Source organism: Dentiradicibacter hellwigii, assembly GCF_041770905.1.
In the GTDB taxonomy this organism is placed as follows: Bacteria; Pseudomonadota; Gammaproteobacteria; order Burkholderiales; family Rhodocyclaceae; genus Propionivibrio; species Propionivibrio hellwigii.
Genome location: NZ_JBEUWX010000002.1, coordinates 541,447 through 563,758, shown reverse-complemented (window position 1 = coordinate 563,758; position 22,312 = coordinate 541,447). Strand labels below are relative to the sequence as shown.

At 59.1% G+C, this 22,312-nt stretch carries 20 protein-coding genes; 11 read left to right on the top strand and 9 right to left on the bottom strand.

The genetic code is table 11. The annotated features are described in order from the left end of the window. Positions 1–215 precede the first annotated feature (215 nt). Positions 216–518, top strand: a complete 303-nt coding sequence (locus ABCS64_RS04910; protein WP_418890784.1) for a hypothetical protein — start codon at positions 216–218, stop codon at positions 516–518. Between the two features lie 276 nt (positions 519–794). Here the strand turns inward: ABCS64_RS04910 and ABCS64_RS04905 are convergent, their stop codons facing one another. Together ABCS64_RS04905 and ABCS64_RS04900 are read right to left on the bottom strand one after the other, a co-directional pair. After that, positions 795–1,463 (bottom strand): trimeric intracellular cation channel family protein, encoded by a 669-nt coding sequence (locus ABCS64_RS04905; RefSeq protein ID WP_418890783.1) that lies wholly within the window; start codon positions 1,461–1,463, stop codon positions 795–797. Positions 1,464–1,806: 343 nt separating this feature from the next. After that, positions 1,807–4,689 (bottom strand): adenosylcobalamin-dependent ribonucleoside-diphosphate reductase, encoded by a 2,883-nt coding sequence (locus tag ABCS64_RS04900; RefSeq protein WP_418890782.1) that lies wholly within the window; start codon positions 4,687–4,689, stop codon positions 1,807–1,809. 351 nt (positions 4,690–5,040) lie between these two features. On the opposite strand from ABCS64_RS04900, the gene ABCS64_RS04895 reads away from it, so the two are divergent. The 3 genes from ABCS64_RS04895 (at position 5,041) to lexA (ending at position 7,290) form a co-directional block, all read left to right on the top strand. Continuing rightward, the gene (locus ABCS64_RS04895) at positions 5,041–5,244 is read left to right on the top strand and encodes a hypothetical protein (protein WP_418890781.1); all 204 of its coding nucleotides are present in this window, start codon (positions 5,041–5,043) and stop codon (positions 5,242–5,244) included. Next, entirely contained in the window at positions 5,204–6,412 is a 1,209-nt protein-coding gene (locus ABCS64_RS04890; RefSeq protein WP_418890780.1) for an acetate kinase, read from the top strand. Before ABCS64_RS04895 ends, ABCS64_RS04890 begins: the two co-directional genes overlap by 41 nt. Before the next feature lie 272 nt (positions 6,413–6,684). Then, on the top strand, positions 6,685–7,290 hold the full coding sequence (lexA, locus tag ABCS64_RS04885; RefSeq protein WP_418890779.1) for a transcriptional repressor LexA: 606 nt from the start codon (positions 6,685–6,687) through the stop codon (positions 7,288–7,290). A gap of 1,386 nt (positions 7,291–8,676) precedes the next feature. On the opposite strand, the gene ABCS64_RS04880 is transcribed toward lexA, so the two are convergent. The 7 genes from ABCS64_RS04880 to ABCS64_RS04850 all read right to left on the bottom strand — a co-directional run bounded on the left by ABCS64_RS04880 (position 8,677) and on the right by ABCS64_RS04850 (position 16,113). Further along, a complete protein-coding gene (locus ABCS64_RS04880) occupies positions 8,677–9,930 on the bottom strand; it encodes an MFS transporter (RefSeq protein WP_418890778.1) in 1,254 nt (417 codons plus the stop codon). A 90-nt stretch (positions 9,931–10,020) separates the two neighbouring features. Beyond that, positions 10,021–10,344, bottom strand: coding sequence for a YnfA family protein (locus ABCS64_RS04875; RefSeq protein WP_418890777.1), 324 nt, complete (start codon positions 10,342–10,344; stop codon positions 10,021–10,023). 2 nt (positions 10,345–10,346) lie between these two features. Further along, on the bottom strand, positions 10,347–11,087 hold the full coding sequence (locus ABCS64_RS04870) for a DUF4184 family protein (RefSeq protein ID WP_418890776.1): 741 nt from the start codon (positions 11,085–11,087) through the stop codon (positions 10,347–10,349). Positions 11,088–11,138: 51 nt separating this feature from the next. Further along, positions 11,139–11,984: a DUF817 domain-containing protein gene (locus tag ABCS64_RS04865; protein ID WP_418890775.1), complete on the bottom strand. Its 846-nt coding sequence runs from the start codon at positions 11,982–11,984 to the stop codon at positions 11,139–11,141. Positions 11,985–12,076: 92 nt separating this feature from the next. Next, a complete protein-coding gene (locus tag ABCS64_RS04860) occupies positions 12,077–13,753 on the bottom strand; it encodes a formate--tetrahydrofolate ligase (RefSeq protein WP_479686650.1) in 1,677 nt (558 codons plus the stop codon). After that, positions 13,743–14,888 carry a lipopolysaccharide heptosyltransferase II gene (gene waaF, locus ABCS64_RS04855; protein WP_418890773.1) on the bottom strand — a complete coding sequence of 382 codons (1,146 nt, stop codon included), beginning with the start codon at positions 14,886–14,888 and terminating at the stop codon, positions 13,743–13,745. Before waaF ends, ABCS64_RS04860 begins: the two co-directional genes overlap by 11 nt. Positions 14,889–15,192: 304 nt before the next feature. Next, complete coding sequence (locus ABCS64_RS04850) at positions 15,193–16,113, bottom strand: branched-chain amino acid transaminase (RefSeq protein WP_418890772.1); 921 nt, start codon at positions 16,111–16,113, stop codon at positions 15,193–15,195. 173 nt (positions 16,114–16,286) lie between these two features. Here ABCS64_RS04850 and ABCS64_RS04845 point away from each other — a divergent pair, with 173 nt between their 5' ends. The 7 genes from ABCS64_RS04845 to ABCS64_RS04815 all read left to right on the top strand — a co-directional run bounded on the left by ABCS64_RS04845 (position 16,287) and on the right by ABCS64_RS04815 (position 22,281). Continuing rightward, positions 16,287–16,739: an NUDIX hydrolase gene (locus ABCS64_RS04845; RefSeq protein ID WP_418890771.1), complete on the top strand. Its 453-nt coding sequence runs from the start codon at positions 16,287–16,289 to the stop codon at positions 16,737–16,739. 159 nt (positions 16,740–16,898) lie between these two features. Then, positions 16,899–18,095 carry a tRNA 2-thiouridine(34) synthase MnmA gene (mnmA, locus tag ABCS64_RS04840; RefSeq protein ID WP_418890770.1) on the top strand — a complete coding sequence of 399 codons (1,197 nt, stop codon included), beginning with the start codon at positions 16,899–16,901 and terminating at the stop codon, positions 18,093–18,095. Positions 18,096–18,162: 67 nt separating this feature from the next. Then, entirely contained in the window at positions 18,163–18,363 is a 201-nt protein-coding gene (locus ABCS64_RS04835; protein ID WP_418890769.1) for a hypothetical protein, read from the top strand. Positions 18,364–18,576: 213 nt separating this feature from the next. Then, positions 18,577–18,804, top strand: coding sequence for a hypothetical protein (locus ABCS64_RS04830; protein ID WP_418890768.1), 228 nt, complete (start codon positions 18,577–18,579; stop codon positions 18,802–18,804). Positions 18,805–18,847: 43 nt separating this feature from the next. After that, entirely contained in the window at positions 18,848–20,143 is a 1,296-nt protein-coding gene (locus ABCS64_RS04825) for an FAD-binding oxidoreductase (protein ID WP_418890767.1), read from the top strand. Positions 20,144–20,171: 28 nt separating this feature from the next. After that, a complete protein-coding gene (locus ABCS64_RS04820; RefSeq protein ID WP_418890766.1) occupies positions 20,172–20,912 on the top strand; it encodes an SDR family oxidoreductase in 741 nt (246 codons plus the stop codon). Between the two features lie 103 nt (positions 20,913–21,015). Continuing rightward, entirely contained in the window at positions 21,016–22,281 is a 1,266-nt protein-coding gene (locus ABCS64_RS04815; RefSeq protein ID WP_418890765.1) for a chloride channel protein, read from the top strand. The last annotated feature ends 31 nt before the right edge of the window (positions 22,282–22,312 follow it).

Below are 22,312 nucleotides of genomic sequence, written 5' to 3'. Positions count from 1 at the left end.
CAAATCATTACATCTTTGTGTGAGCCTAAAAATCAGATGATCTGTATCATTGTGTTCGCTTTCTCGTAATCTCGGAACTCACAGAAAAGCATACCCTGCCTAGTGAATTCACAATCTTTATCTTTACAATGCGCCCACGGAGTTTCCGAGTACAATTTCCGCATCCGATACCCCGTGTTTTTTATGCCCGGTAAAATCATTTGATGGATAACACCATGAAACAGCGCTTTCGTTTCATCGCAGTATTGGCGGTGTTAGTGGGGCTGTCTGCGCCATGCGCTCACGCAAGGCGCGGGGAGGAGGGCGACTCACCGCGCGGTCAGCGCCCGGCCGCCTGGGTATCGCCACAAGGAGAAGATTTTGGCGAGCGCGCGCCTTCACAAGCGCATGGGTATGAACATGCCGGGGAGCCGCCTTTCGAAGTGCAGCATTTTCGTCGCCTGTCGCCAGAAGAGCGGCGACAATTGCGCCATGACATCCGCAATGCCGGGCGCGAGGTTTACCGGACGCGGCCGTAAATCGTCGGCTGGGTAAGGCGTTTCCGGGGAGGCGCCAGGAAGCCTATGTGGATAAAGGGTTTCCGATGGGGTGCCCGGAGATGCCCGAAATACGCGGGCTTCAGGCCAGACAGTTGTAGCCAGTCCGCTATCGCCAGCCGGCCAGATACCGCCGGAGCCCGCAACAACAGGGCGATTCCAGCTCCTCTGAAACCCGCGTGGATAAAGGATCTCCGGGCGCCACCTCTGAGATGCCCTGTTTACAAGGGCTACAGGGCAGGCGCCTTTGATGCGCTTTTACCGTGTTGGCTCCTCATCTTCGGTACGGGAAAGCGGCAGATGCCAGCCATATTTCAATGACAGCAGGCGAATGAGAATACAGGCCGAAGCGCCGAGCCAGGGGGTAAAAGTCGCCGACCAGCCGAGCGTGTTGCCAAGCACCTGAATGCCTGCGCCGGTCAGTGCCGCGACGGCATAGATTTCCTTACGGAGAATATTGGGAATGCGGGCAAGCAGGATGTCACGGACTACACCGCCACCGACTGCCGTTGCTGTGCCCAGCAGGATGGCGACTTGGGCGTTATGGCCGTAAAAAAGCGCTTTTTGCGCTCCGACGACGGCGTAAAAACCGAGTGCCAGCGCATCAAAAAAAGCCACAGGATGTTTGAAGCGGTCAAACCATTGCGGCGCATAGAGCACGATTGCGCCGCCGGCCAGTGTCGCGCAGAGGTAGCGCCAATCGGCCAGTCCGATGGGCGGCAGGGCGCCGATGCAGAGGTCACGAAAGATTCCGCCCGCCATGGCCGTGAGATAAGCGATGATGATGAGGCCAAACAGGTCAAGCCGGCGTTGCCGCGCGGCCTGGGCGCCGCTGATCGATGCGACGAAGGCCGCCGTAATGTCGGCTGAGGCATAAAGCGTCCGCTCGATGCTATCAAGAGGAATGGCAGGAATAATCGGCAGCATGGGATGTACAAAGACAAAGTGATTCGTAATGGTAGCGTACAGTCAGGAAATCCAATTATTTACGAAATCCTTTGCCAATAAAAGCCATTGTGATGGGTCGGACGGCTGTACGGCGTGCCGATAATTGTGATGCGCGCTGCCAAACCCGGCGTACTGTACCTGAAAATGCTTTCAGATGACTCGTAGATGTTTGACACGATCTGCCAAAGACGGGTGGTATGGCGGATGATCTACGTTCGCGGATAAAACTGAGGAGTTTTGCCTGTAAGAGATATTTACATTGCGCTATTCATGCAGCGCCGCGCGGATGACGCGGCGCTGCAATCGCTTGGCTTCGATACCCTTAACCGCAGGTGCCAACAGCGCCGCAGGCCGTGCAGAAGTCACAGCCATCCTTGCGGATCATCGTGTAGTTGCCGCATTCGGCACATAATTTGCCCGCAGTAGGTTTGGGCGAGGTACGGCTGGCTGGCGCCTCCAGAATTCCCATCTGCTGCAAAGGCAGTCCGTTTTCGTCGAGGATGCCAAGCATCGCGTAGCGGTGGATGATGAGCCGTGCGATGTAGGCAACGGTTGACGGATAGGTCTGCTGTTTGCGCGTACCTGGAACGAAAGCCATAAAGTCGCCGAGCGGTTCCGGGTAATCAAGCAGCTTGCGCAGCTTCATGCCAATCCAGGCCGGATCGAGCACGCGCATATCGAGCGAAAGCAGTTTGGTCAGACCGTCAAGCGCGCGCGGGTAATTGCCGGATAGCCAGACCGAGTAAGGACGTGTGACGCCATCAGGCAAGGTGATTTCCTTGAGGCCCAGAACAAAGTCTTCCTCGGTCGCCGGATTATAGATGTCGACTGTCCAGGACAAGGTGCCGTCGGTTCCGGTCTTCGGCTCTTTGAGGCTGAACAGTGCGTCGAGCACGGGGGTTGGTCCGGACTTGTTGAAAGCGTCGAGCTGCTTGACGCGGTATTCAATCAATCTGGCCATGGCCGAAACGACAGAAGGCATGCGTTTGCGTTCGCCATACGGCGGGAAGGGCATGTCGAAGCCTTCGCCATCGGGCGTGCGCGCAAGCGATTCGAGCTTGAGTTTGAGCCAGCCGTGGTCGTCGGCACGCATGTCCATTGACAGCGTTTTCGCGACGGCGCCCAGGCCGCGGGGCTGTGCGGGGCCATTAACCCAGGCCTCGAACGGCCAGACGCGTCCTTCTTGTTCGACATGACCGACGAACAGCGCAAATTTACCGAGTTCGTGCTCAATCATATACGTCCAGGCCAGGTTGCCTTCCGGCAATTCGGGGCGCCCCGGCCAGCGCAGGCTGGCAAGTACGGGCGCGGGCAACGTTTTGATCGACAGGCGTCGGTTGGCATCGCCATTGACGAAATCTTGTGGCTGCTTCTTCTCGTCGGCCTTTTTCGGCTCGACCGAGAGGACTGAGCCGAGCACGCTGTTGGGGCGATAGGTCGCCAGCCCTTTCAGTCCGGACTTCCAGGCCGACATATACAGATCCTGAAAATCTTCGTAGGGATATTCGGCCGGCACGTTGACTGTTTTCGAAATCGACGTGTCGATGTAGGGGGCAACGGCGGCAACCATGTCTTTGTGCGCTTTGGCCGAAATTTCCAGCGCAGTGATGAAGTAATCCGGTAGGTGCTCGACATCGCCACCAAGATGGCGGAACAGACGCCAGGCATAATCTTCCACCGCGTATTCCTTGAGCGTGCCGTCCGGCATGCGTTTTTTGCGGTTGTAAGTCCAGGAGAAGGGCGGCTCGATGCCGTTTGAGGCGTTATCGGCAAAGGCCAGCGAGATGGTGCCGGTGGGCGCGATCGAAAGAAGGTGTGAATTGCGCAGGCCATGCTTGCGGATTTCGGCCTTGATCGCAGCGGGCAGGCGCGAGGCGAAATTGCCGCCGGAAAGGTACAGCTCGGCGTTGAACAACGGAAAGGCGCCGCGCTCCTTGGCCAGCTCAACCGACGAAAGATAAGCTGTATCGCGCATGAATTCGGAAATACGCGCCCCCATCGCGGTTGCCGCCGTGGTGTCGTAACGCAGCCCCAGCATGCACAGAGCGTCGCCCAGGCCGGTGAACCCCAGGCCGATGCGGCGCTTGCTGGCCGCTTCCTGGCGCTGGCGTTCCAGCGGCCAGGCAGTGACATCCAGCACATTGTCGAGCATGCGCGTTGATACTTTGATGACTTCGCCGAAGGACTCAAAGTCGAATTCGGCACGGTCGGAGAACGGGTGCCTGACGAACAAGGTCAGGTTGACCGAACCAAGGCAGCAGCAACCATACGGAGGCAGGGGCTGCTCTGCGCAGGGGTTGGTCGCCTCGATCTGCTCGCAGTAATAAAGGTTGTTATCCCTGTTCATACGGTCCAGGAAAAGGATGCCTGGTTCGGCGTGGTCATAGGTGGATTTCATGACCTGATCCCAGAGATCGCGGGCGCGGACCTTGTGATAGACCCACATTCCGTCGTCGCGCTGGTAGGCGCCGCCCGCTTTCATATCGGCGTTCGGTTCGGCGCGGTGTACGAGTTCGACCTCGCCATCTTCCTCGACAGCCTGCATAAAACTATCGGTCACGCCGATCGAAATATTGAAGTTCGTCAGATCGCCTTTATCCTTGGCGTGGATGAAAACCTCAATATCCGGATGATCGCAGCGCAGGACGCCCATCTGTGCGCCGCGCCGCGCGCCGGCGGATTCGACGGTTTCGCAGGAACGATCGAACACGCGCATGTAGGACACCGGCCCGGATGCGCGCGATTGCGTGCCTTTGACCTGCGCGCCTTGCGGGCGGATTGAAGAAAAATCATAGCCGACGCCGCCGCCGCGCCGCATGGTTTCGGCTGCTTCGGCCAGCGCGCTATAAATGCCGGGGCGGCCATCGACGAATTCGACGATCGAATCCCCCACCGGCTGCACAAAACAGTTGATGAGCGTTGCCGCCAGCGGCGTGCCGGCGGCTGAATTGATGCGTCCGGCCGGGATAAAGCCGTTTTCCTGCGCCCACAGGAATCGTTCTTCCCATTTGGCGCGCATCTTTTCTTCTTCCTGGGCGGCGAGCGCCCGGGCAACGCGGCGACGTACGTCATGAACGTTGATTTCGGTGCCCTTGGCGTATTTTTCAGCGAGCACTTCGCTGGAAATTTCCTGCTCGGTTAAGGGCGGGATTTCTGGTGCTTGGGCGACTTCGGAGAAAGACAGTTGCTGTTCACTCTGGCTCATGGGGGTTTCCTTGAATTCTGGGTAGATTCAGACAAATTTGGATGAAATGTCGTCGATAGCTGACCAACTAGGTGGCCAGGCAGGAAAATTATGCACCGGGTCCGGATCGCGGCGGCCGGTAGCGTTCGCCATGACCTAAAAACATCGCACAGGCGATGTGGCGATGCCCTGTAAATTACTACATCTAGTATGTGAATGCAAAAAATCGACTATATTTAGTTTTCAGCAAGCGGCTATTTGTCTTAAAAGCCGGCTTGAATCATGGGGTTATAAAAACCTTTCGGCGGACGCATCCATTCTGGATTCAGTTTTTTGTTGCCTGCCTGCCTGGCTTGGGTAGAATGCAATCGAATGGGCTTAATTGCTGACGGACAGGTGGAATTACGCGCGAATTATGCGCTTGAAAATGGCGTGCCTGGCGTTGAAAGTGTCACAAAGGTGAAGCAGGACAAAACAGTAAAAGGCGGAAAATTCAGAAAAACGCGCAAAGGTACGGAAAGGCAGGGTAAACATCATGTTCGTTTTTGTATTGAATTGCGGCAGTTCTTCCTTTAAGTACCAGTTGCTGGACATGAGCAACGAGCGGCGGGTCGCGAGCGGCCTGGTTGAGCGCATCGGCATGCAGGACGCGGCGCTCACCTACGAGCCGGTCGGCGGCGAAAAAATACGCGAGGTGCTGCACGTGGCCGACCATGCCGCGGCCATTGCGCACATTCTCGAGCTGCTGGTCGATGCCAAAACCGGCGTCATCGGGTCGCTCAAGGACATCACCGCCGTGGGGCACCGGGTCGTGCATGGCGCGGAAAAGTTCTCCAAATCTGTGCTCGTCGATGAGAAGGTGATCGCCGTGCTCCAGGAAAACATCCCGCTGGCGCCATTGCACAATCCGCCGAACATCACCGGCATCAAGGCCATGATGCAGGACCTGCCGGGCGTGCCGAACGTTGCCGTCTTCGATACCGCCTTCCATACCACAATGCCGCCCGAATCCTACCTGTATGCCGTGCCTTACGAATGGTATGAAAAGCTCCACGTCCGCCGCTACGGCTTTCACGGCACCTCGCACCGCTTCGTTTCCGAGCGCGCCGCGCAGATTCTCGGCATCGCCCTGGATCGCTTCAACTGCATTACCTGCCACATGGGCAACGGCTCGTCGTTTACCGCGATCAAAAACGGCAAGTCCTACGATACCAGCATGGGCATGACGCCGCTCGAAGGCATGGTCATGGGCACACGCAGCGGCGACATCGACCCCGGCGTGCTCCGCTTTCTGGCCGACACCAGCAGTTTGTCGATTGACGATATCGACGTCGTGCTCAACAAACAATCCGGGCTACTCGGCATTTCCGGCGTCAGCTCCGATATGCGCGACGTCGAAATAGCGGCCGCGCAAGGCAATGTTCGCGCCCAACTGGCGCTCGACGTTCTGTGCCATCGCAGCCTGAAATACATTGGCGCTTACGCCATCGAGCTGGGGCGTGTCGATGCCATCATTTTTACCGGCGGTATTGGCGAGAACGGCGCCGATTTCCGCGCGACGGTCGTTAACCGGCTCGCCCTGCTCGGCATCAAACTTGACGCCGATGCCAACAATGTCCGCGGCAAGGAAGCGATCATTTCGACGGCCGATTCTGCGATCAAGGTCATGGTCGTACCGACGAATGAAGAATTGGAAATCGCACGCGATACGCGCGATATCGTCGCCGCATTGCCGGGGCGCTGAACGACCTGCGCTTTTATCAAGGCTATCCTCCGGTCAGCGTATTCGGGGTGGCTGCCCGGAAACCCTTATAAACAAGCTTTCTCCAGCGAGGGCACTCTGAAGCCCTTGTAAACAGGGCCTCTCCGGGGAGGGCGCCCGCCAGCCCTTTATTTACGCGGGTTCCGGCGGGGCTATCTGGAAAAGCGGCGTCATTGGCGCAAATTTTCCGTATCGGCTTGCTTTCTAAATAATAACTGTATATAAATACAGATATTTAATGCGTCGGAAGTATCATGACAGCCAAACTCACACCGCGCCAGCAGGAAATCCTCGACTTCATCCGGAACTCACGGGAAGTGTTGGGGGCGCCGCCGACGCGCGCCGAAATCGCCCGCGCTTTTGGCTTTGCTTCGCCCAATGCTGCGGAAGACCACTTGCGCGCGCTGGCTAAAAAAGGGCTGATTGTGCTCGAACCGGGATCGGCGCGCGGCATCCGTCTGGTTGAACAGCTTGGCTTGCCGCTGATCGGCAGTGTTGCCGCCGGCAGCCCGATTCTGGCCGTGGAAAATGTCCAGGCGCGCTATCCGCTCGATGCTTCGCTGTTTAGTCCGCGCGCGGATTTTCTGCTGCGCGTACGCGGCCTGTCGATGCTCAATGCTGGCATCCTTGATGGCGACCTGCTGGCGGTACACCGCTGTGCCGAGGCGCATAACGGCCAAATTGTCATCGCGCGCCTGGATGATGACGTGACGGTCAAGCGCTACCGCCGCAAGGGCGAAACCGTCGAACTGATTGCCGAAAATCCGGACTTTTCGCCCATCATCGTCGATACGCGCGTACAGGCGCTGGCGATCGAGGGCATTGCCGTTGGCCTCATCCGCACCGGTGACGCGTTTTAACACCGCGCCCCGAACAAAGCGCCGCCGAAGCCCTTATTGGATAGGGCGCTTCCAGACCTCCTCTGAAATAGCGGCTTCCTTCGCCAAAATACGGCGTTGCTGTGTTGACCTGGCCTTGCCGTATTGAATGGTCTGTCAGCGGCTTACCGACTTGTCTTTGGCAAAGTCAAGCCATAGCGGCTTCCTTTACCAAAATACCGCGTTGGCTCGCCTTGCCGTACTACTCGTACTGTCTGCGGCTCGCCGCCTTGTCTTTTGGCAAAGTCGAGCCGCTATATTTGGGGCGTCTCAAATATGGGTGCCCTGAACCCCGCGTAGATAGGGCGTTTGCGGGCAGGCACCTCTGGAACCCTTATAAATAAAGGGTTTCAGGGTAGGGTGCCCAGAGATGCCCTAAATACGCGGGCTTCAGGCCACCTCTTTTTGGAGATGCGCCTGCGCTCTTTTTGTCTTTTTTACCCTTTTCCAAAGGGCGGGGGGATTTTCGAGGGCTCCGAACCCCGCGTGGATAGGGCATTCCCAGGCATCCATTCTGAAACGCCCTAAATACGCGGACTAGCGGGCAGGTACCCTGAGACACTTTAACTATAGGAATTGCCAAGGCCTGTGCGCTGACCTTCCACCCACGGAACTCCTCTTGATGCCGTTGCGCTGAGCGGCAGCGCGCCCCGCTGACTTTCTTTGCCTCGCCAAAGAAAGTCAGCAAAGAAACGCGACCCCGAGGCGCAGAAAACCCCTTGCCGCGGGTTGCTTGTCGGCGGGCTTGATTAACTCGCTGCGCTCAGACAATCAAGCCCTTGTTCCCGCCAAGCTGCCCCGCGCCTGCGGCTGCGCCTAAGGGGTTTCTGGGTGCTTCGTAGTGATTGAATGCGCAAGGGGATATGCCCGCAACCCCGTATAAATAAAGGGTTTTAGGATAGGTACCTCTGAAGCCCTTATAAATAGGGTGTTTGCGGGCAGGGTGCCCGGAGATGCCCTAAATACGCGGGCTTCAGGCCACCTCTTTTTGGAAATGCGCCTGCGCTCTTTTTGTCTTTTTTACCCTTTCCCAAAGGGCAAAAGGCTTTTGGGGTGCTCCGAACCCCGCGTGGATAGGGCGTTCCCAGGCATCCCTTTGGAAATGCCCTGTTGACGCGGACTCCGGCGGCGGTCTGGTTGGCACGGCGGCATGAATGTGGAGATGTGGGTGCGCTGGGGGATTGCCGCTTTTGGCTTTCGACTTTCGGTTTGGTGGATGGCCGGCCTTCCAAACCCACTGCCCTGAAGCCGGCGTATTTAGGGCTTCTCCGAGGTGGGTGCTCTGAAACCCTTGTCTTTAGGGCATCTCCGGGCACCTGTCTGGAAGTCCTTTATCCACGCGGGTTTCAGCGGCGCCTGCTTTTTCTTTTATGCGGCCAGCCCGCGCGTTTCGCGCCCCAGCAGTGCCACAGCCAGCGCCCCCAGGGCAATGGCGGCGGCAAACAGCGCAAAGATACCGCCTGTGCCCCAGCCATGCGCGCCAAGAAACGGGATAGCCAACGGCCCCAAAATACCACCCACACGACCTATGGCGGCAGCTGTGCCGACACCGCTGGCGCGGATGGGAGCCGGGTAGTTTTCGGGCGAATAAGCGTATAACGCGCCCCATGCTCCCAGGTTGAAAAACGATAACAGCGCGCCCGACAGCAACAATGCCGTCTCGTTGCTGGCATTGCCGAAGGCCCAGGCACTGGCGGCCGTTCCCAGCAGGTACAGGATCAGTACGGCCTTGCGCCCGATGCGCTCGATTAGCCAGGCGGCGGTGAAATAACCCGGCAATTGCGCCAGCGTCATCAAAAGCACGTATTCGAAGCTTCGGATCAGGGCAAACCCTTTGGCGATCATCACGCTGGGCAGCCATAGAAACATGCCGTAATAGGAAAACACCACGGTGAACCACAAGACCCACAGCATCAGCGTGGGGCGGCGGTATGGCGCGGACCACAGGCGTGCCAGCCGCGCTGTCCACGACAACGTCGCGGGGGCAGCGGCGTCCGCATCTTGTCTTGCCGCAGCGGGCGTGTCGTCGGGTAGCCCGCAGCGCAGATAAAGCGCGTAGATCGCCGGCAGCGCGCCCAGTAGCAGGGCGATGCGCCAACCCATATCGGGCGCAAAGCGCGGCATGACGAAATAAGCGATCAGTGCTGCCAGCAGCCAGCCAACGGCCCAGAAACTCTCCAGAAGCACGACGATCCGCCCGCGTTCATGCGCCGGCACGCGCTCGGAAACATAAGTGGCGGCTACCGGCAGTTCACCGCCGAGCCCCATTCCGATAAAAAAGCGGAGTGCCAGCAGGATCGCCAGCGTCCCGGCCAGCGCCGATAGTCCGCTGGCCGTAGCGAATAACAGCAGGGTGATGATAAAAACCTGTTTGCGTCCAATGCGGTCGGCCATCATTCCGAACAGGAGGGCGCCTGCCGCCATGCCGACTGAATTGACAGCGCCCAGCCAGCCCATCTGCGCGGGCGACAATCCCCAGTCGGCTTTGAGTGCGGCCAGAATGAACGAGAGCAAGCCCACGTCCATCGCATCGAACATCCAGCCCACTCCCGAAAGTGCGAGCAGCCGGGTGCGAGAAACGGGCGGCGCAACATTGCCTGGCGGTATGACAGTACGGGTCATGATCTTCCTGGGTGTAACAACGAAAAATGCGGGCAGACATTGTACTCCGCAATCGTTTGCAGGGTAATTCCCTGAAAAATGCTTAAAAAGCTATGATCTTGCGCCCCACATAATGATCGTCATCCCGCTCAGGCACAGGGCAATGCCGATCCAGTCCGTCCATTGCGGTCGAACGCCATCCGCCAACCAGAGCCAGAGCAGTGCGACGCTGATATACACGCCGCCGTAAGCCGCATAAATACGGCCGCTGGCGGCGGGATGCAGCGTCAGCAGCCAGGCAAACAGTGCCAGCGAAAACGCGGCCGGAACAAGCAGCCAGGCCGATCCGGCCTGGCGCAGCCAAAGATAGGGGAGCCAGCAGCCGGTGATTTCGGCCAGCGCGGTCAGGATAAAAAGCAACAAGGTTCTGAGCATGATTAATCAGTCTGTCGGTCGGGCTTGCACAAGATTTTCAGCGAGTTTTTCCATAAGCCGGCAAACGCCAGCGCCAGAATGCATGCATCGACCAGGCGGATGACCCATATTGCCGCCGCCTTCGCGGCGATCGGCACGATCAGCTGCCACGCCAGTAATAATGCGCAGACACTGGCGCCGATCCGTAGCCAGAATTGCCATTTCTGCTGTCCGTTTTTGTGGGAAACAGCGGGGAAGCGTCGCGCCATCCGGCGCTGATACCAAAGCAGCACCGCCAGCCCGCCGATACCGCCGCCGTATTGCAGCCATTTGAACAGCGCCAATCCGCCGACAGGCTGGCGTAGCACCTCGAAATGCAGTACGAAGCCGCCGTTCCCATGCGTAAATGCATCCAGCACGATATGCGAAAACGCCCCGAGCGCGGCAGACAGGGTAAAGCAAAGCACATGCTGCCAAGACCGTTTGAAACGCGGCGTTGGGGGATAGGCGGCATTCAGGCAGTCAGGCAGGTTTTCGTGCAGAACTTCCGCCAGCAGGCGGCGATAAAACAGCCAAAACAGCGCTGTCAGCGGAACGTCGAGCCAAAAAATATCTTCCCAGCCGTGCCCGCAGTTCACTGGTTTGCCGTAAAGGAAATAGGCGAAATCGGGCGACATTGCGCCCAAAACCAGTGCGGGAAAATGCAGAAAGCGGCAGCGTGCCAGCGGCAGAATGAATGCGGGATGGGCGAGGGTAAAAGGCATGGCGTGGGCATGGCGTCGATCGGGAACGATGGGCGAATCTGTCTGTCCGCCCTAATCGCGTGATATGGCGATGGTGTGCTTGATATGTTTCAAGTTGGCGACGATGACAAAAGTCATAATGACCAGCAGCGACCATGCGCTCCATTTGCTGATGTGAACCGCTGACCAGGCGCCGAGCTGGTTGGGGTATTGCCACACACCCGCGAAGGTGCCGATGTTTTCAGCCAGCCAAATGAAAAAACCGATGAGCACGAAAGCCAGCAGCAACGGCATTTTGCGGACACGGTCGTAAGGGGTGAAGTACACGGTGGTACGGGCATAGAGACCGAGGATGAAGGCGCCGATATACCCACGGTAGTCGCCGATATAGTGGTGGGTAAAGAAGTTAGCATATACCAAAAGCGCGGCAAGGGTGGCGAGCCAGTAAGGCGGATGGCTCTGGATTTTGATGTTGAACAGCCGCCAGGCCTGGATGATGTAGCTGCCGACGGCGGCGTACATGAAGCCGGTAAAGAGCGGCACGCCGAAGAGTTTGGTATAGCCTGCGCCCGGGTACGCCCACGACTGGATGCTGCCGGAAGTTTTGAATACCTCAAGCGCGAAGCCGATCACATGAAATAGCGTGATCGATTTCACTTCGTCCCATGTTTCAAATCCATACGCCAGCATCGCGGCCTGCACAACCAGCGCAAATATTAATAACAAATCATAGCGCGCCATGCCTGCCCAGCCTTCGCGCGGTACGACGAACATGGCGATAAAAAACAGCCCTGCAAACAGGCAGGCGCGAGCCTCTTTCAGGCCGAAAAACCAGAATTCGGTGAGAAAACGCCTGCCGCCGCGCAGATCGGGATGATCGGAATGATGGGTGAGCCAGTTATCAAGTCGGTTGAGCATTTATATTGATACACATCGGCGGGTCGTCGCTCCCCACATCGTTTGGGGATGTCCAGACAGCCCGCCTGATTATTAACAAGCAAACCGAAACGTCAGAATAGCCCGACGATGTTGCCGTTTTCGTCCACGTCGATTTTTTCGGCGGAAGGCACTTTTGGCAGGCTAGGCATTTTCATGATTGCGCCGCAGATGGCGACGATAAAGCCTGCGCCGGCCGAGAGGGTCAGGTTGCGCACCGTGATGTTGAAACCGCTTGGGCAGCCCAATAGCTTGGCGTCGTCGCTGAATGAGTATTGGGTCTTCGCCATGCAGATCGGCAGTTTGTCCTGGCCGGATTTTTCCAGCGCGGCAATCTCGGCAAGCGCCTCGCGGCTGAAATCCACATCGGCGGCGCCATAGATGCGTTGGGCGATGGTGCGGATTTTGTCTTTGATGCTGTTGCTGACCTCGTAGGCATAGGCAAAATTGTTCGGTTGCTTGTCTATTGCCGCCAGCACCTTATGTGCCAGATCGGCGCCGCCTGCGCCGCCTTTGCCCCATACCTCGGTCAGTGAGACATCTACGCCGTGCTCAGCGCAGGCCGCCTGAATCAGGGCAAGTTCGGCCTCGGTGTCGGACACAAAACGGTTAAGTGCGACGACGACCGGCAAGCCGAACACATTTTTCAGGTTGCTGATATGACGCAGCAGATTGGGTAAGCCGCGTTGCAGTGCGTCGAGATTTTCCTGCCCCAGGTCTTCCCGCGCGACGCCGCCGTTGTATTTCAGGGCGCGCACGGTGGCGACGAGCACGGCGGCATCCGGTCTGATTCCGCTCAAACGGCATTTGATATCGCAAAATTTTTCCGCCCCAAGATCGGCTCCGAAACCGGCCTCGGTCACGGTGTAATCCGCCAAATGCCGCGCTACGCGGGTTGCCAGGACGGAATTGCAACCATGCGCAATATTGGCGAACGGGCCGCCGTGCACGAATGCGGGTGTGCCGGCAATGGTCTGCACCAGATTGGGTTTGATCGCGTCTTTCAGCAAAGCCGCCATCGCCCCGTGGGCGTTCAGATCCCTGGCGTAAATCGGGCGGCCGTCTTTGGTGTAAGCGATCAGAATATTGCCCAGGCGGGTTTTCAGGTCGGTCAGGTCATTCGCCAGACAGAACACCGCCATGACTTCGGAAGCTACGGTGATATCGAAACCGTCGGGGCGCAGTACACCGTCGGTCGGCTTGCCCATGCCGCTGACGATATTGCGCAGCTGGCGGTCGTTCATGTCTATTGCGCGCCGCCACAAGATGCGCTTGGGGTCGATGCCCAGCGCATTGCCTTGATAGATGTGGTTGTCGAGCATCGCTGCCAGGAGATTGTTGGCCGCGCCGATGGCGTGGAAGTCGCCGGTGAAGTGCAGATTGATGTCTTCCATCGGCAAAACCTGCGCATAGCCGCCGCCTGCCGCACCGCCTTTGATGCCGAACACAGGGCCAAGCGAAGGCTCGCGCAGGGCGACAACCGCCTGTTTGCCGATGTGGTTCAGCGCGTCGGCCAGACCGATGGTTACGGTGGTCTTGCCTTCGCCTGCCGGCGTCGGGTTGATGGCGGTGACCAGAATCAGATGTCCTGCCTTTTGGGGCAGCCTGAAGGCATCGGCGGGATTGATTTTGGCTTTGTAATGGCCGTATGGCTCAAGCTGCTCGTGTTTCAGTCCCAGCTTGCCGGCAATGTTGGCAATCGGCTGCATGATGGATTCCTGGGCGATTTGGGCGTCTGTCTTATGGTTCACGGTCATTTCCTTTACAAAAAAGCGGGCGATTTACCTGCTGGTTTGGGGATAGTGGGGCAGAAGATGCAGCCGGTGTGGCGGCGAAGACGCGCTGCGGATCAAGCTGGTTCAGGCAGTCCAGATGTCCCAGCGGGCATTCGCGCTGAAAACAGGGGCTGCATGCGAGATTGAGGCTGAGCACCCGCGCATGCGGCGAGAGCGGCGGCGTGAAAGCGGGAGATGACGATCCGTATAGCGCAATCAGCGGCCGATCCAGGGCGGCCGCGACGTGCATCAGTCCAGAGTCGTTGCAGACGACGAAATCGGCGCAGGCAATCAGATCGATGGCCTCGGTCAGCGAAGTCTGCCCGCAGAGATTGCGCAGCGCAGTATTTTCGTGACTATCGGCAGCGATAGCATTCGCGGTATCTGGGCCAGCCAATGCGCTGCGGGCAAGGATTTCGTCGCCAATTGCGCGATCTTTGGCCGAACCGAGCAGCCAGACCTGGTAGCCGCGCACCATCAGTTCATCCGCCAGCGCCGCAAAATGGCGCGCCGGCCAGCGTTTGGCCGGGCCATATTCGGCGCCGGGGCAGAAGACAGCGATTTTTTTTGGATGGCATGAGAGATTCAGCGCCGCCAACGTCGTTTTTTGCTGCGCATGTTCCGAAACGAGGCGCGGATTCGGCAAGGGACGGTGCAGGGGCGCGCCCGGTGCTTCGGCAAGCTGCGCAAAGCGCTCGACCATTTTGGGGAGCGCTGCCGGGTCGAGCGTGTGGCGTTGGTTGATGAGGCCATAGCGTGATTCGCCGGTAAAGCCGACACGTTGCGGAATGTCAGCCAGCCAGGGGATCAGCGCCGACTTGAGGGAGTTGGGCAGCACATAGGCGCGTTGGTAGCCGCGTGCCGATAGTTGGCGCGCCAGCCGGTAGCGGGCGGAGAGGGCGAGTTCGCCGTGGGCGAACGGGTTGTCGATGATTTCGCTGATTTCCGGCATGCGGCGCAGAACAGGCGCGACCCAGGCAGGGGCAAGCGCATCAAGCGTGAGACCCGGGGATCGCTCTTTCAGGCGCATGAACAGCGGCTGCGCCATGACCGCATCACCAATCCAGGCGGGAGCAACGATCAGCGCGCGTTCATGAATCGGCGTCGGCATGGCGTAAAGGCGAAGGGAATAAAGCGTCCGCTAGGAAAAATTAATCAGAATGAATCCGGAAAGTGGCCAAGAAAACGGATTGACCAGGAACATTCTCCGCTCTGTGCCATGAGGCGAACGCCTGGCGTGATGGCGTTATCTTGCGCTCAGGCGTGCTTCTCACATGGCTTAGGAATACCGGGCGTTTTTTCCCCTGATTGATGGGCACTTCATGCCTGCACTTGCCGGGCGCTCATAAAGGCGCCCGCCATAAGCCATGTAAGGAAGCGGGCGGGAAGCGAATTGGCGTCCGGGAATCTTGTGGCTAGACGTAGCTAAGCCAGTCAACATACTGCGGCAGACGGCCGTTGACGCAGTCGAAATACCGTTGTTGCAGCTGTGCCGTGATCGGCCCGCGCACCCCTTCGCCGATCTGGCGGTTATCAAGTTCGCGAATCGGCGTAACCTCGGCGGCCGTTCCGGAGAAAAAGGCTTCATCGGCGATGTAAATATCGTCGCGCGTTAGGCGACGGGTGCGGACTTCCAGGCCGAGATCCTTGGCCAGCGTAATGATGGTGTCGCGCGTAATACCGACCAGCGCGGAGCTGAGCTCCGGTTCGTAGAGCACGCCCCCCTTAACGATAAACAGGTTCTCGCCCGAGCCTTCGGCAACGAAGCCGTCAACGTCGAGCAGCAGCGCTTCGTCATAACCATCGTCGGTGGCTTCCATATTGGCCAGGATGGAATTGGCGTAAGTTGCGGCGAACTTGGCGCGCGCCATCGTCACGTTGATGTGGTGGCGGGCAAAGGAAGCCGTTTTGACGCGGATGCCTTTTTCCATGCCATCGGCGCCCAGGTAAGCGCCCCACGGCCAGGCGGCGATAGCGACGTGTACCGTGACTCCCTTGGGGGAAACGCCCATTTTTTCCGAACCATAGAAAGCGATAGGGCGGATGTAGCCGGATTCGAGCTGATTGGCACGCACGACTTCCTTTTGTGCTTCGATCAGTGCAGATCTATCGAAGGGGATTTTCATCATGTAAATATGCGCCGAATTGAACAGGCGTTCGGTGTGCTCCTTGAGCCGGAAAATGGCGGTACCGGATTCGGTTTTGTAAGCACGCAGCCCTTCGAAGACAGACAGGCCGTAATGCAGGGAATGCGTGAGAACGTGCGTATTCGCTTCGCGCCAGGGGATGAGTTTTCCGTCTTTCCAGATAAAACCGTCGCGGTCGGCCATTGACATGATGTTTTCTCCCTTTGCTACTACAGATATGGCTGGAATGTCTGGCTATGAATGCAAAAGCCTTGCGTATGCTCAGATACTGCAAACTTCTGTCAATGCCAGAAAGCGGCCATTTTAGCCGATTTCATGGTGGCTTGGCGGTAAAATGGCGCTTTCAGACCGATCTCTGACCCATGACCCGGAATCTGCATGTAACCATTGCCGCCATCGCCGAACGCGATGGCCGCTTTTTGCTTGTCGAGGAAGAAACCGACGCTGGAATCCGCTACAACCAGCCCGCCGGACATCTGGAACATGGCGAATCGCTCACGGACGCCGTCGTTCGCGAGACGCTGGAAGAAACCGGCTACACCTTTGTTCCGGACGCATTGGTCGGTGTTCACCACTGGCATAAACCAGACAGTGAAATGACGTATGTACGCTTCGTCTTTGCCGGCGTGGTAAACGGGCACGATGCGGCGCGACCGCTCGACCAAGGCATTATTGCCGCGCACTGGCTGGATTTTCAGGAAATCCGCGCACTCGAGCGGGATGGACGCCTGCGCAGCCCGCTGGTTATGGGCGCTCTGGACGACTGGTGTGCAGGCCGACGCTACCCACTGGCAGCAGTGAAATTTTACGGATGAAGCGACGGATCAGCGGATCATCTTATCGGAGCCAATGCCGCGCGCAGTACCGGTGGCGGGCGCAACGGAGATGGCGACGCATAGCAACGAATTGCAACGAATAGCAAAGAATGGTGGCGAACAAGGCGGCAGATAAGATGATGATGGGTGAAAAACGTCATGGGTGAGAAAACGTATACGCAATTGCTGGCAGAGGCTCGTCAATGCGCGCCGGCAGAACTGCGGGAAGGCGATGGGCGCACGGTCGTCGTTGGTCTGTCCGGCGGTGTCGACTCCTCGGTCGCCGCACTTTTACTCAAACAGTGGGGCTGGCACGTTATCGGGCTGTTCATGAAAAACTGGGAAGACGATGACGACGATGAATACTGCTCGTCGCGCCAGGATTTGATCGACGTCATGAGCGTGGCCGATACGATCGGCATCGATGTTGAAGTCGTCAATTTCGCCAGTGAATACCGCGAGCGCGTATTCTCGATTTTTCTCGATGAATATCAGGCCGGGCGCACGCCCAATCCCGACGTGCTGTGCAATTCAGAAATCAAGTTCAAGGCCTTTCTCGATCATGCGATGGGGCTGGGCGCCGAAAAGATCGCTACCGGCCATTACGCGGGCGTCCGTCAGGTGGATGCCGTGCATGGCGCGGACAGTAAATTCCAGCTGCTCAAGGCGGCGGATGCGACGAAGGATCAAAGCTATTTTCTGCATCGCCTCAATCAGGCGCAGCTCGCGCGCACCCTGTTTCCGCTGGCCGGGATGCTCAAACGGGATGTGCGCGCCCTGGCTTCGGCGGCAACGCTGCACGTCGCACTCAAGAAGGATTCGACCGGCATCTGTTTCATCGGCGAACGTCCTTTCAAGGAATTTCTGATGCGTTACCTGCCGCCGTGCAAGGGTGAGATTCGCAGCCTTGACGACGGCCGATTGCTGGGCGAACACGACGGGCTGACCTTTTACACGCTCGGCCAGCGCAAAGGATTGCACGTCGGTGGCGTCAAAGGAGGCAAGGGCAGCGACACTGGCGATCATGCCGCCTGGTTCGTGGCCAAAAAGGAGATGGCGCGCAATATCCTGTATGTCGTTCAGGGGCACGATCATCCCGCGCTGCGGGCAACAGCGCTGCATGCCGGTCAGCTTTCCTGGATCGCCGGCGATCGCCCGGCGGACCGGCCGCAGACGGCGCATCCCTATACGGCCAAAACGCGCTATCGGCAGGCCGATGCCCCGTGCGTCATCGAGCAGATCGACGCAGCGGGCTGCCGCCTCAGTTTTGCCGAGCCGCAATGGGCTGTGACACCGGGGCAGTCCGTCGTGATTTACGAAGACCGTATCTGTCTGGGCGGGGGCATCATTACCTGAGAGGATCCGATCCGACCAGTGCCACAGCCAGGTTCCCGGTAGATTGGCGTTGCCGCCGTTGCGCCTTGTGTTCATCAGCATTGCGCTGGTAGAAGTCGGTTATTCTGGCCTGTCGCTCTGGGCAGGATGGCGTGAGACTGCAGTGGCGGTAGCTGGCGCCGGTTTTTTCGTGATTCTCGGTGTGCTTGCACTGTCGCTGGTCAATTATCTGTTTCGATTTCTGCGCTGGGCGCGCTATCTGCATCTGGCCGATGCGTGCCTGCCGTGACGCATTAATCTTGCCGCCTGTTTTTCCAGTTTTGCGCTGACGACCAGCCCTGGGAAGCTGGGCGAAAGCCTGCGTTCGGTGCTGCTCAAGCCGCGAGGCGTGCCGGTGCCAGCCAGCCCCCCGGCCTTTCTCGCCGAGCGTGTCAGCGATGGGTTGGCGGTGTTGTTGCTGGCCGGCATCGGTCTGTGAGAGTATGCACCGGCGCGGAGCCGGTTGTCGGCGGAGTGTTGCGAGTATTGCTCCTCGTTTTTACGGCATTGCTACCTGGCTGAAGGCATCGGCGTCTGGTGGCTGCTTGCCGCACTGGTGGGGCATTTGCTGCTTGTGGCGACTGCGCTGTTCGTCTACGCGTTTGCCCTGCTGGTCGGCGGACTGTTGTTTCTGCCGAGCGGCCTGGGGAGCCGTGAAGCGACGATGATCGGGCTATTGTCGTTGTACTAGGGGCTGTTTTTCTGGCGAGACAAAAAACGATGGGAACGGAATCATGAGTTTGCGTGCATGGGGACGTTTGCCGGTTATGCCGGCGGCGGAAGAAATCTGGTGGAATGACCGCACTGCGGCGCTGCCGCCGTTATCTTCCCTGATTTCCGCTTCTGGCGGGATGCTGGCGTATGGCAATGGCCGCAGTTATGGCGATGTTTGCCTGAACAGCGGCGGGGCGCTGCTGCATACGCGTGGTCTTGACCGGCTGATGGCGTTCGACGCAGTTACCGGCGTGATGACCTGCGAGGCGGGGGTGCTGCTTTCCGAAATCCTTGATGTCTTCGTTCCACGCGGCTGGTTTCTGCCGGTGACGCCGAGCACCCGTTTCGTCACCGTCGGCGGGGCGATCGCCAACGATGTGCACGGCAGGAATCATCACGGCGCGGGGACGTTCGGCTGCCATGTCCGCCGCTTCGAGTTGCTGCGCTCGGACGGTTCGCGCCACATTTGCTCACCGCAGGAAAATGCGGAACTCTTTTCTGCGACGATCGGCGGCATGGGGCTGACGGGGCTGATTACTTGGGTCGAGCTGGTGCTTAGGCCCATCCCGAGTGCGTATATCGAGGTTGAAAACACACGTTTTTCCGGCCTGGACGAATTTTTTGCCCTCAATGCCGAGGTCGAGGCCAAACACGAATACGTTGTCGCCTGGGTCGATTGCCTGGCGCCTTCGCTACGCGGTATTTTCATGGCGGGTGATCATGCGCCGGAGGGCGGTTTTGTGATGCGGGGCCAAACGCGGTTGGGCATACCGTTTACGCCGCCGTTCTCGCTGGTTAACCGCCTCTCGTTGCGCGCTTTCAATGCTGCGTATTACAACCGGCCGCTGGCCTTGCATCAGATCGTTCACTACGCGCCGTATTTCTACCCGCTTGACGCTGTTCAAAACTGGAACCGCATTTACGGGCCGCATGGCTTTTTTCAGTATCAGTTTGTTCTCCCGATGGCGGCGCGCGAAGCGGTCGGCGAGGTATTCAACGCGATTGCCGCCGACGGCCGCGGTTCTTTTCTGGCCGTACTCAAGACTTTTGGCGAGCGAACCAGCCCCGGCCTGATGTCGTTCCCCATGCACGGCCTGACGCTGGCGCTCGATTTTCCCAATAATGGCGCCCTGACGCTGGCGTTGTTCCGGCGGCTCGATGCGATCGTCGAGGCAGCCGGCGGGCGCCTGTACGCAGCCAAGGATGCGCGCATGAGCGGCGTTTTCTATCGCCGCAGCTATCCGCGCTTTGAGGAATTCATGCACCATGTCGATCCGGCCTTTTTGTCGGATTTCGCGCGGCGCGTGCTGTCATGATGGTTACAAGGACGGTGGGAAGGTAAGCATGCAAGAAAAAATCCTGATCATCGGCGCAACATCGGCGATTGCCGAGGCCGTTGCGCGCCTCTGGGCGGCGCGCCGTTGCGCATTATTTCTTGTCGGCCGCCGGGAGGAACGCCTGGAAGCGATTGCCGCCGATCTGTGCGTCCGCGGCGCGGCTTCGGTTGAGTGCTTTACGATGGATGCGTGCGATAGGGAACGCCACGCCGCCATGCTCGACGCGGCGCTGGCCTCGCTCGGCGGGCTGGATACTGTTTTGATCGCGCATGGTTCCTTGCCCGACCAGAAAGCCTGCGAGGCTTCCGTTGAGCAGACGCTGCACGAGATCGACAACAACGGCGTTTCGGTCGTTGCGCTGTCGACGCGACTGGCACAGCATCTGGCCGGGCAAGGGCACGGCTGCCTCGCCGTCATCGGCTCGGTCACCGGTGATCGCGGCCGACAGAGCAACTACGTCTATGGCGCGGCCAAGGGCATGGTCGATATTTTTCTGCAAGGCCTGCGCAACCGGTTGGCAAGAAGCGGCGTTCAGATCTTGACGATCAAACCCGGTTTCATCGATACGCCGATGACGGCGGCCTTTGCCAAGGGAGCGCTGTGGCGCACGCCGCAAGCGATTGCCGGCGATATCGTCGAGGCCGTTGAACGCCGGCGCGATGTCGTTTATTTGCCGGGATTCTGGCGCCTGATCATGTTTGCCATTCGCCATATTCCCGAATGTATTTTCAAGAAGCTGTCATTGTGAGCTGCAGGGGTAACGCGCAGACATCGGCGCCAATATGGCCGGCGCGGCAGCAGCGGCCGTCTGGTGAGCGGCTGGAAATGCGCTTTGCCGTGAGGCTGCGCGCGTGCCGTATCGTTGTGAGCGCGTTGGTCTGATGCGGCGGAAAATCGCGCTGATCGTTGCCGTGGTGCTGGTCGGCGTTGCCGCCGGCTTGGGCGCAGCGGCGCTGTCGGCGTTAATTCACGGCGTTGAAATTCTTACCTTCGGACAGGGAGAATCGGCGGCGCTGCGCATCGTGACCGACGGCACGACGCCTTTGCGGCGTTTGCTGGCGCTGATGGGCGGCGGGGCGCTGGTCACGCTCGGCTGGTGGTGGCTGCAAACGTGCGGCCGGCCTGTGGTGAGCGTCGAAGCCGCCGTGGTGGCGGAGACATCGGCGACGGCGCGGCCGCCGTTCCCCGAAGGCGTCATCCATGCATTACTCCAGATTGTGGCCGTCGGTGTAGGAGCGCCCGTCGGGCGGGAGGTGGCGCCGCGCGAACTAGGCGCGCTGTTCGCCGGCCGCATCGCCGATGCGCTGAAAATCGATGATGAAATGCGGCGCGTGCTGGTCGCCTGCGGCGCGGCCGCCGGGCTGGCCGGTGTGTATCATGTGCCGTTTGCCGGTGCGATCTTTGCCCTGGAAATATTGCTCGGCGCGTTTACCGTGCGCAATGCGAGTATCGCTTTGGCCGTTTCGGTTATTGCCACCGTGGTGGCGCGGATCGAGGTTTCGCCCGAAGCGTTTTATGCCGTCGGCCAGGTCAGCGTTTCGATTCCTTCCGTGCTGTGGGCGGCTGTCGTGGGGGCGCTGGTGGGGCTGCCGGCTGAAGGCTTTGGCCGTGCGGTTAAAGAAGTTGAAAGGCGCCGCTGCCGGAAACTTCAGGTGCTCTGGGCAATGCCTTTGGCGTTTTTATTGAGCGGCATCGTGGCGATCTGGTTGCCGCAAGTACTGGGTAATGGTCGCTCGGTGGCGCAGACTGCGTACTGGGGGGCATCGCTCGGGCTATGCGCGGCGTTGCTCATCGCCAAGGCGGCCGTGGTTTTGCTGACACTGCGCAGCGGAGTGTTTGGCGGTACGCTGACGCCGGCGCTGGCGCTCGGCGCAGTCGCGGGGCTGCTGGCAGGCTTGCTGGTGCAGCCGTTCTGGCCGTCCGTCGATCTGCTGACGGCATCCCTGGCGGGGTCGGCGGCTTTTCTGGCGGTATCGATGCGTGCGCCTTTGACCGCGCTGGCGCTGGTGATCGGATTTACGGCGCAGTCTGCGCCGGGGTATCTGACACTGGCGGCGGCTGTGGCTGCGGGCATGTTTGTCGCGGCGCTGTGGCCTGCGGCGCGCCGGCATAATTGATGCGTTTGCCTGATGGCGAAAGGGCAGGCGA

What these genes read in the sequence shown, in the direction of transcription:
- ABCS64_RS04910 (WP_418890784.1), top strand. Translation starts at nt 216, where the DNA reads ATGAAACAGCGCTTTCGTTTCATCGCAGTATTGGCGGTGTTAGTGGGG.
- ABCS64_RS04905 (WP_418890783.1), bottom strand. Translation starts at nt 1,463, where the DNA reads ATGCTGCCGATTATTCCTGCCATTCCTCTTGATAGCATCGAGCGGACG.
- ABCS64_RS04900 (WP_418890782.1), bottom strand. Translation starts at nt 4,689, where the DNA reads ATGAGCCAGAGTGAACAGCAACTGTCTTTCTCCGAAGTCGCCCAAGCA.
- ABCS64_RS04895 (WP_418890781.1), top strand. Translation starts at nt 5,041, where the DNA reads ATGGGCTTAATTGCTGACGGACAGGTGGAATTACGCGCGAATTATGCG.
- ABCS64_RS04890 (WP_418890780.1), top strand. Translation starts at nt 5,204, where the DNA reads ATGTTCGTTTTTGTATTGAATTGCGGCAGTTCTTCCTTTAAGTACCAG.
- lexA (WP_418890779.1), top strand. Translation starts at nt 6,685, where the DNA reads ATGACAGCCAAACTCACACCGCGCCAGCAGGAAATCCTCGACTTCATC.
- ABCS64_RS04880 (WP_418890778.1), bottom strand. Translation starts at nt 9,930, where the DNA reads ATGACCCGTACTGTCATACCGCCAGGCAATGTTGCGCCGCCCGTTTCT.
- ABCS64_RS04875 (WP_418890777.1), bottom strand. Translation starts at nt 10,344, where the DNA reads ATGCTCAGAACCTTGTTGCTTTTTATCCTGACCGCGCTGGCCGAAATC.
- ABCS64_RS04870 (WP_418890776.1), bottom strand. Translation starts at nt 11,087, where the DNA reads ATGCCTTTTACCCTCGCCCATCCCGCATTCATTCTGCCGCTGGCACGC.
- ABCS64_RS04865 (WP_418890775.1), bottom strand. Translation starts at nt 11,984, where the DNA reads ATGCTCAACCGACTTGATAACTGGCTCACCCATCATTCCGATCATCCC.
- waaF (WP_418890773.1), bottom strand. Translation starts at nt 14,888, where the DNA reads ATGCCGACGCCGATTCATGAACGCGCGCTGATCGTTGCTCCCGCCTGG.
- ABCS64_RS04850 (WP_418890772.1), bottom strand. Translation starts at nt 16,113, where the DNA reads ATGTCAATGGCCGACCGCGACGGTTTTATCTGGAAAGACGGAAAACTC.
- ABCS64_RS04845 (WP_418890771.1), top strand. Translation starts at nt 16,287, where the DNA reads ATGACCCGGAATCTGCATGTAACCATTGCCGCCATCGCCGAACGCGAT.
- mnmA (WP_418890770.1), top strand. Translation starts at nt 16,899, where the DNA reads ATGGGTGAGAAAACGTATACGCAATTGCTGGCAGAGGCTCGTCAATGC.
- ABCS64_RS04825 (WP_418890767.1), top strand. Translation starts at nt 18,848, where the DNA reads ATGAGTTTGCGTGCATGGGGACGTTTGCCGGTTATGCCGGCGGCGGAA.
- ABCS64_RS04820 (WP_418890766.1), top strand. Translation starts at nt 20,172, where the DNA reads ATGCAAGAAAAAATCCTGATCATCGGCGCAACATCGGCGATTGCCGAG.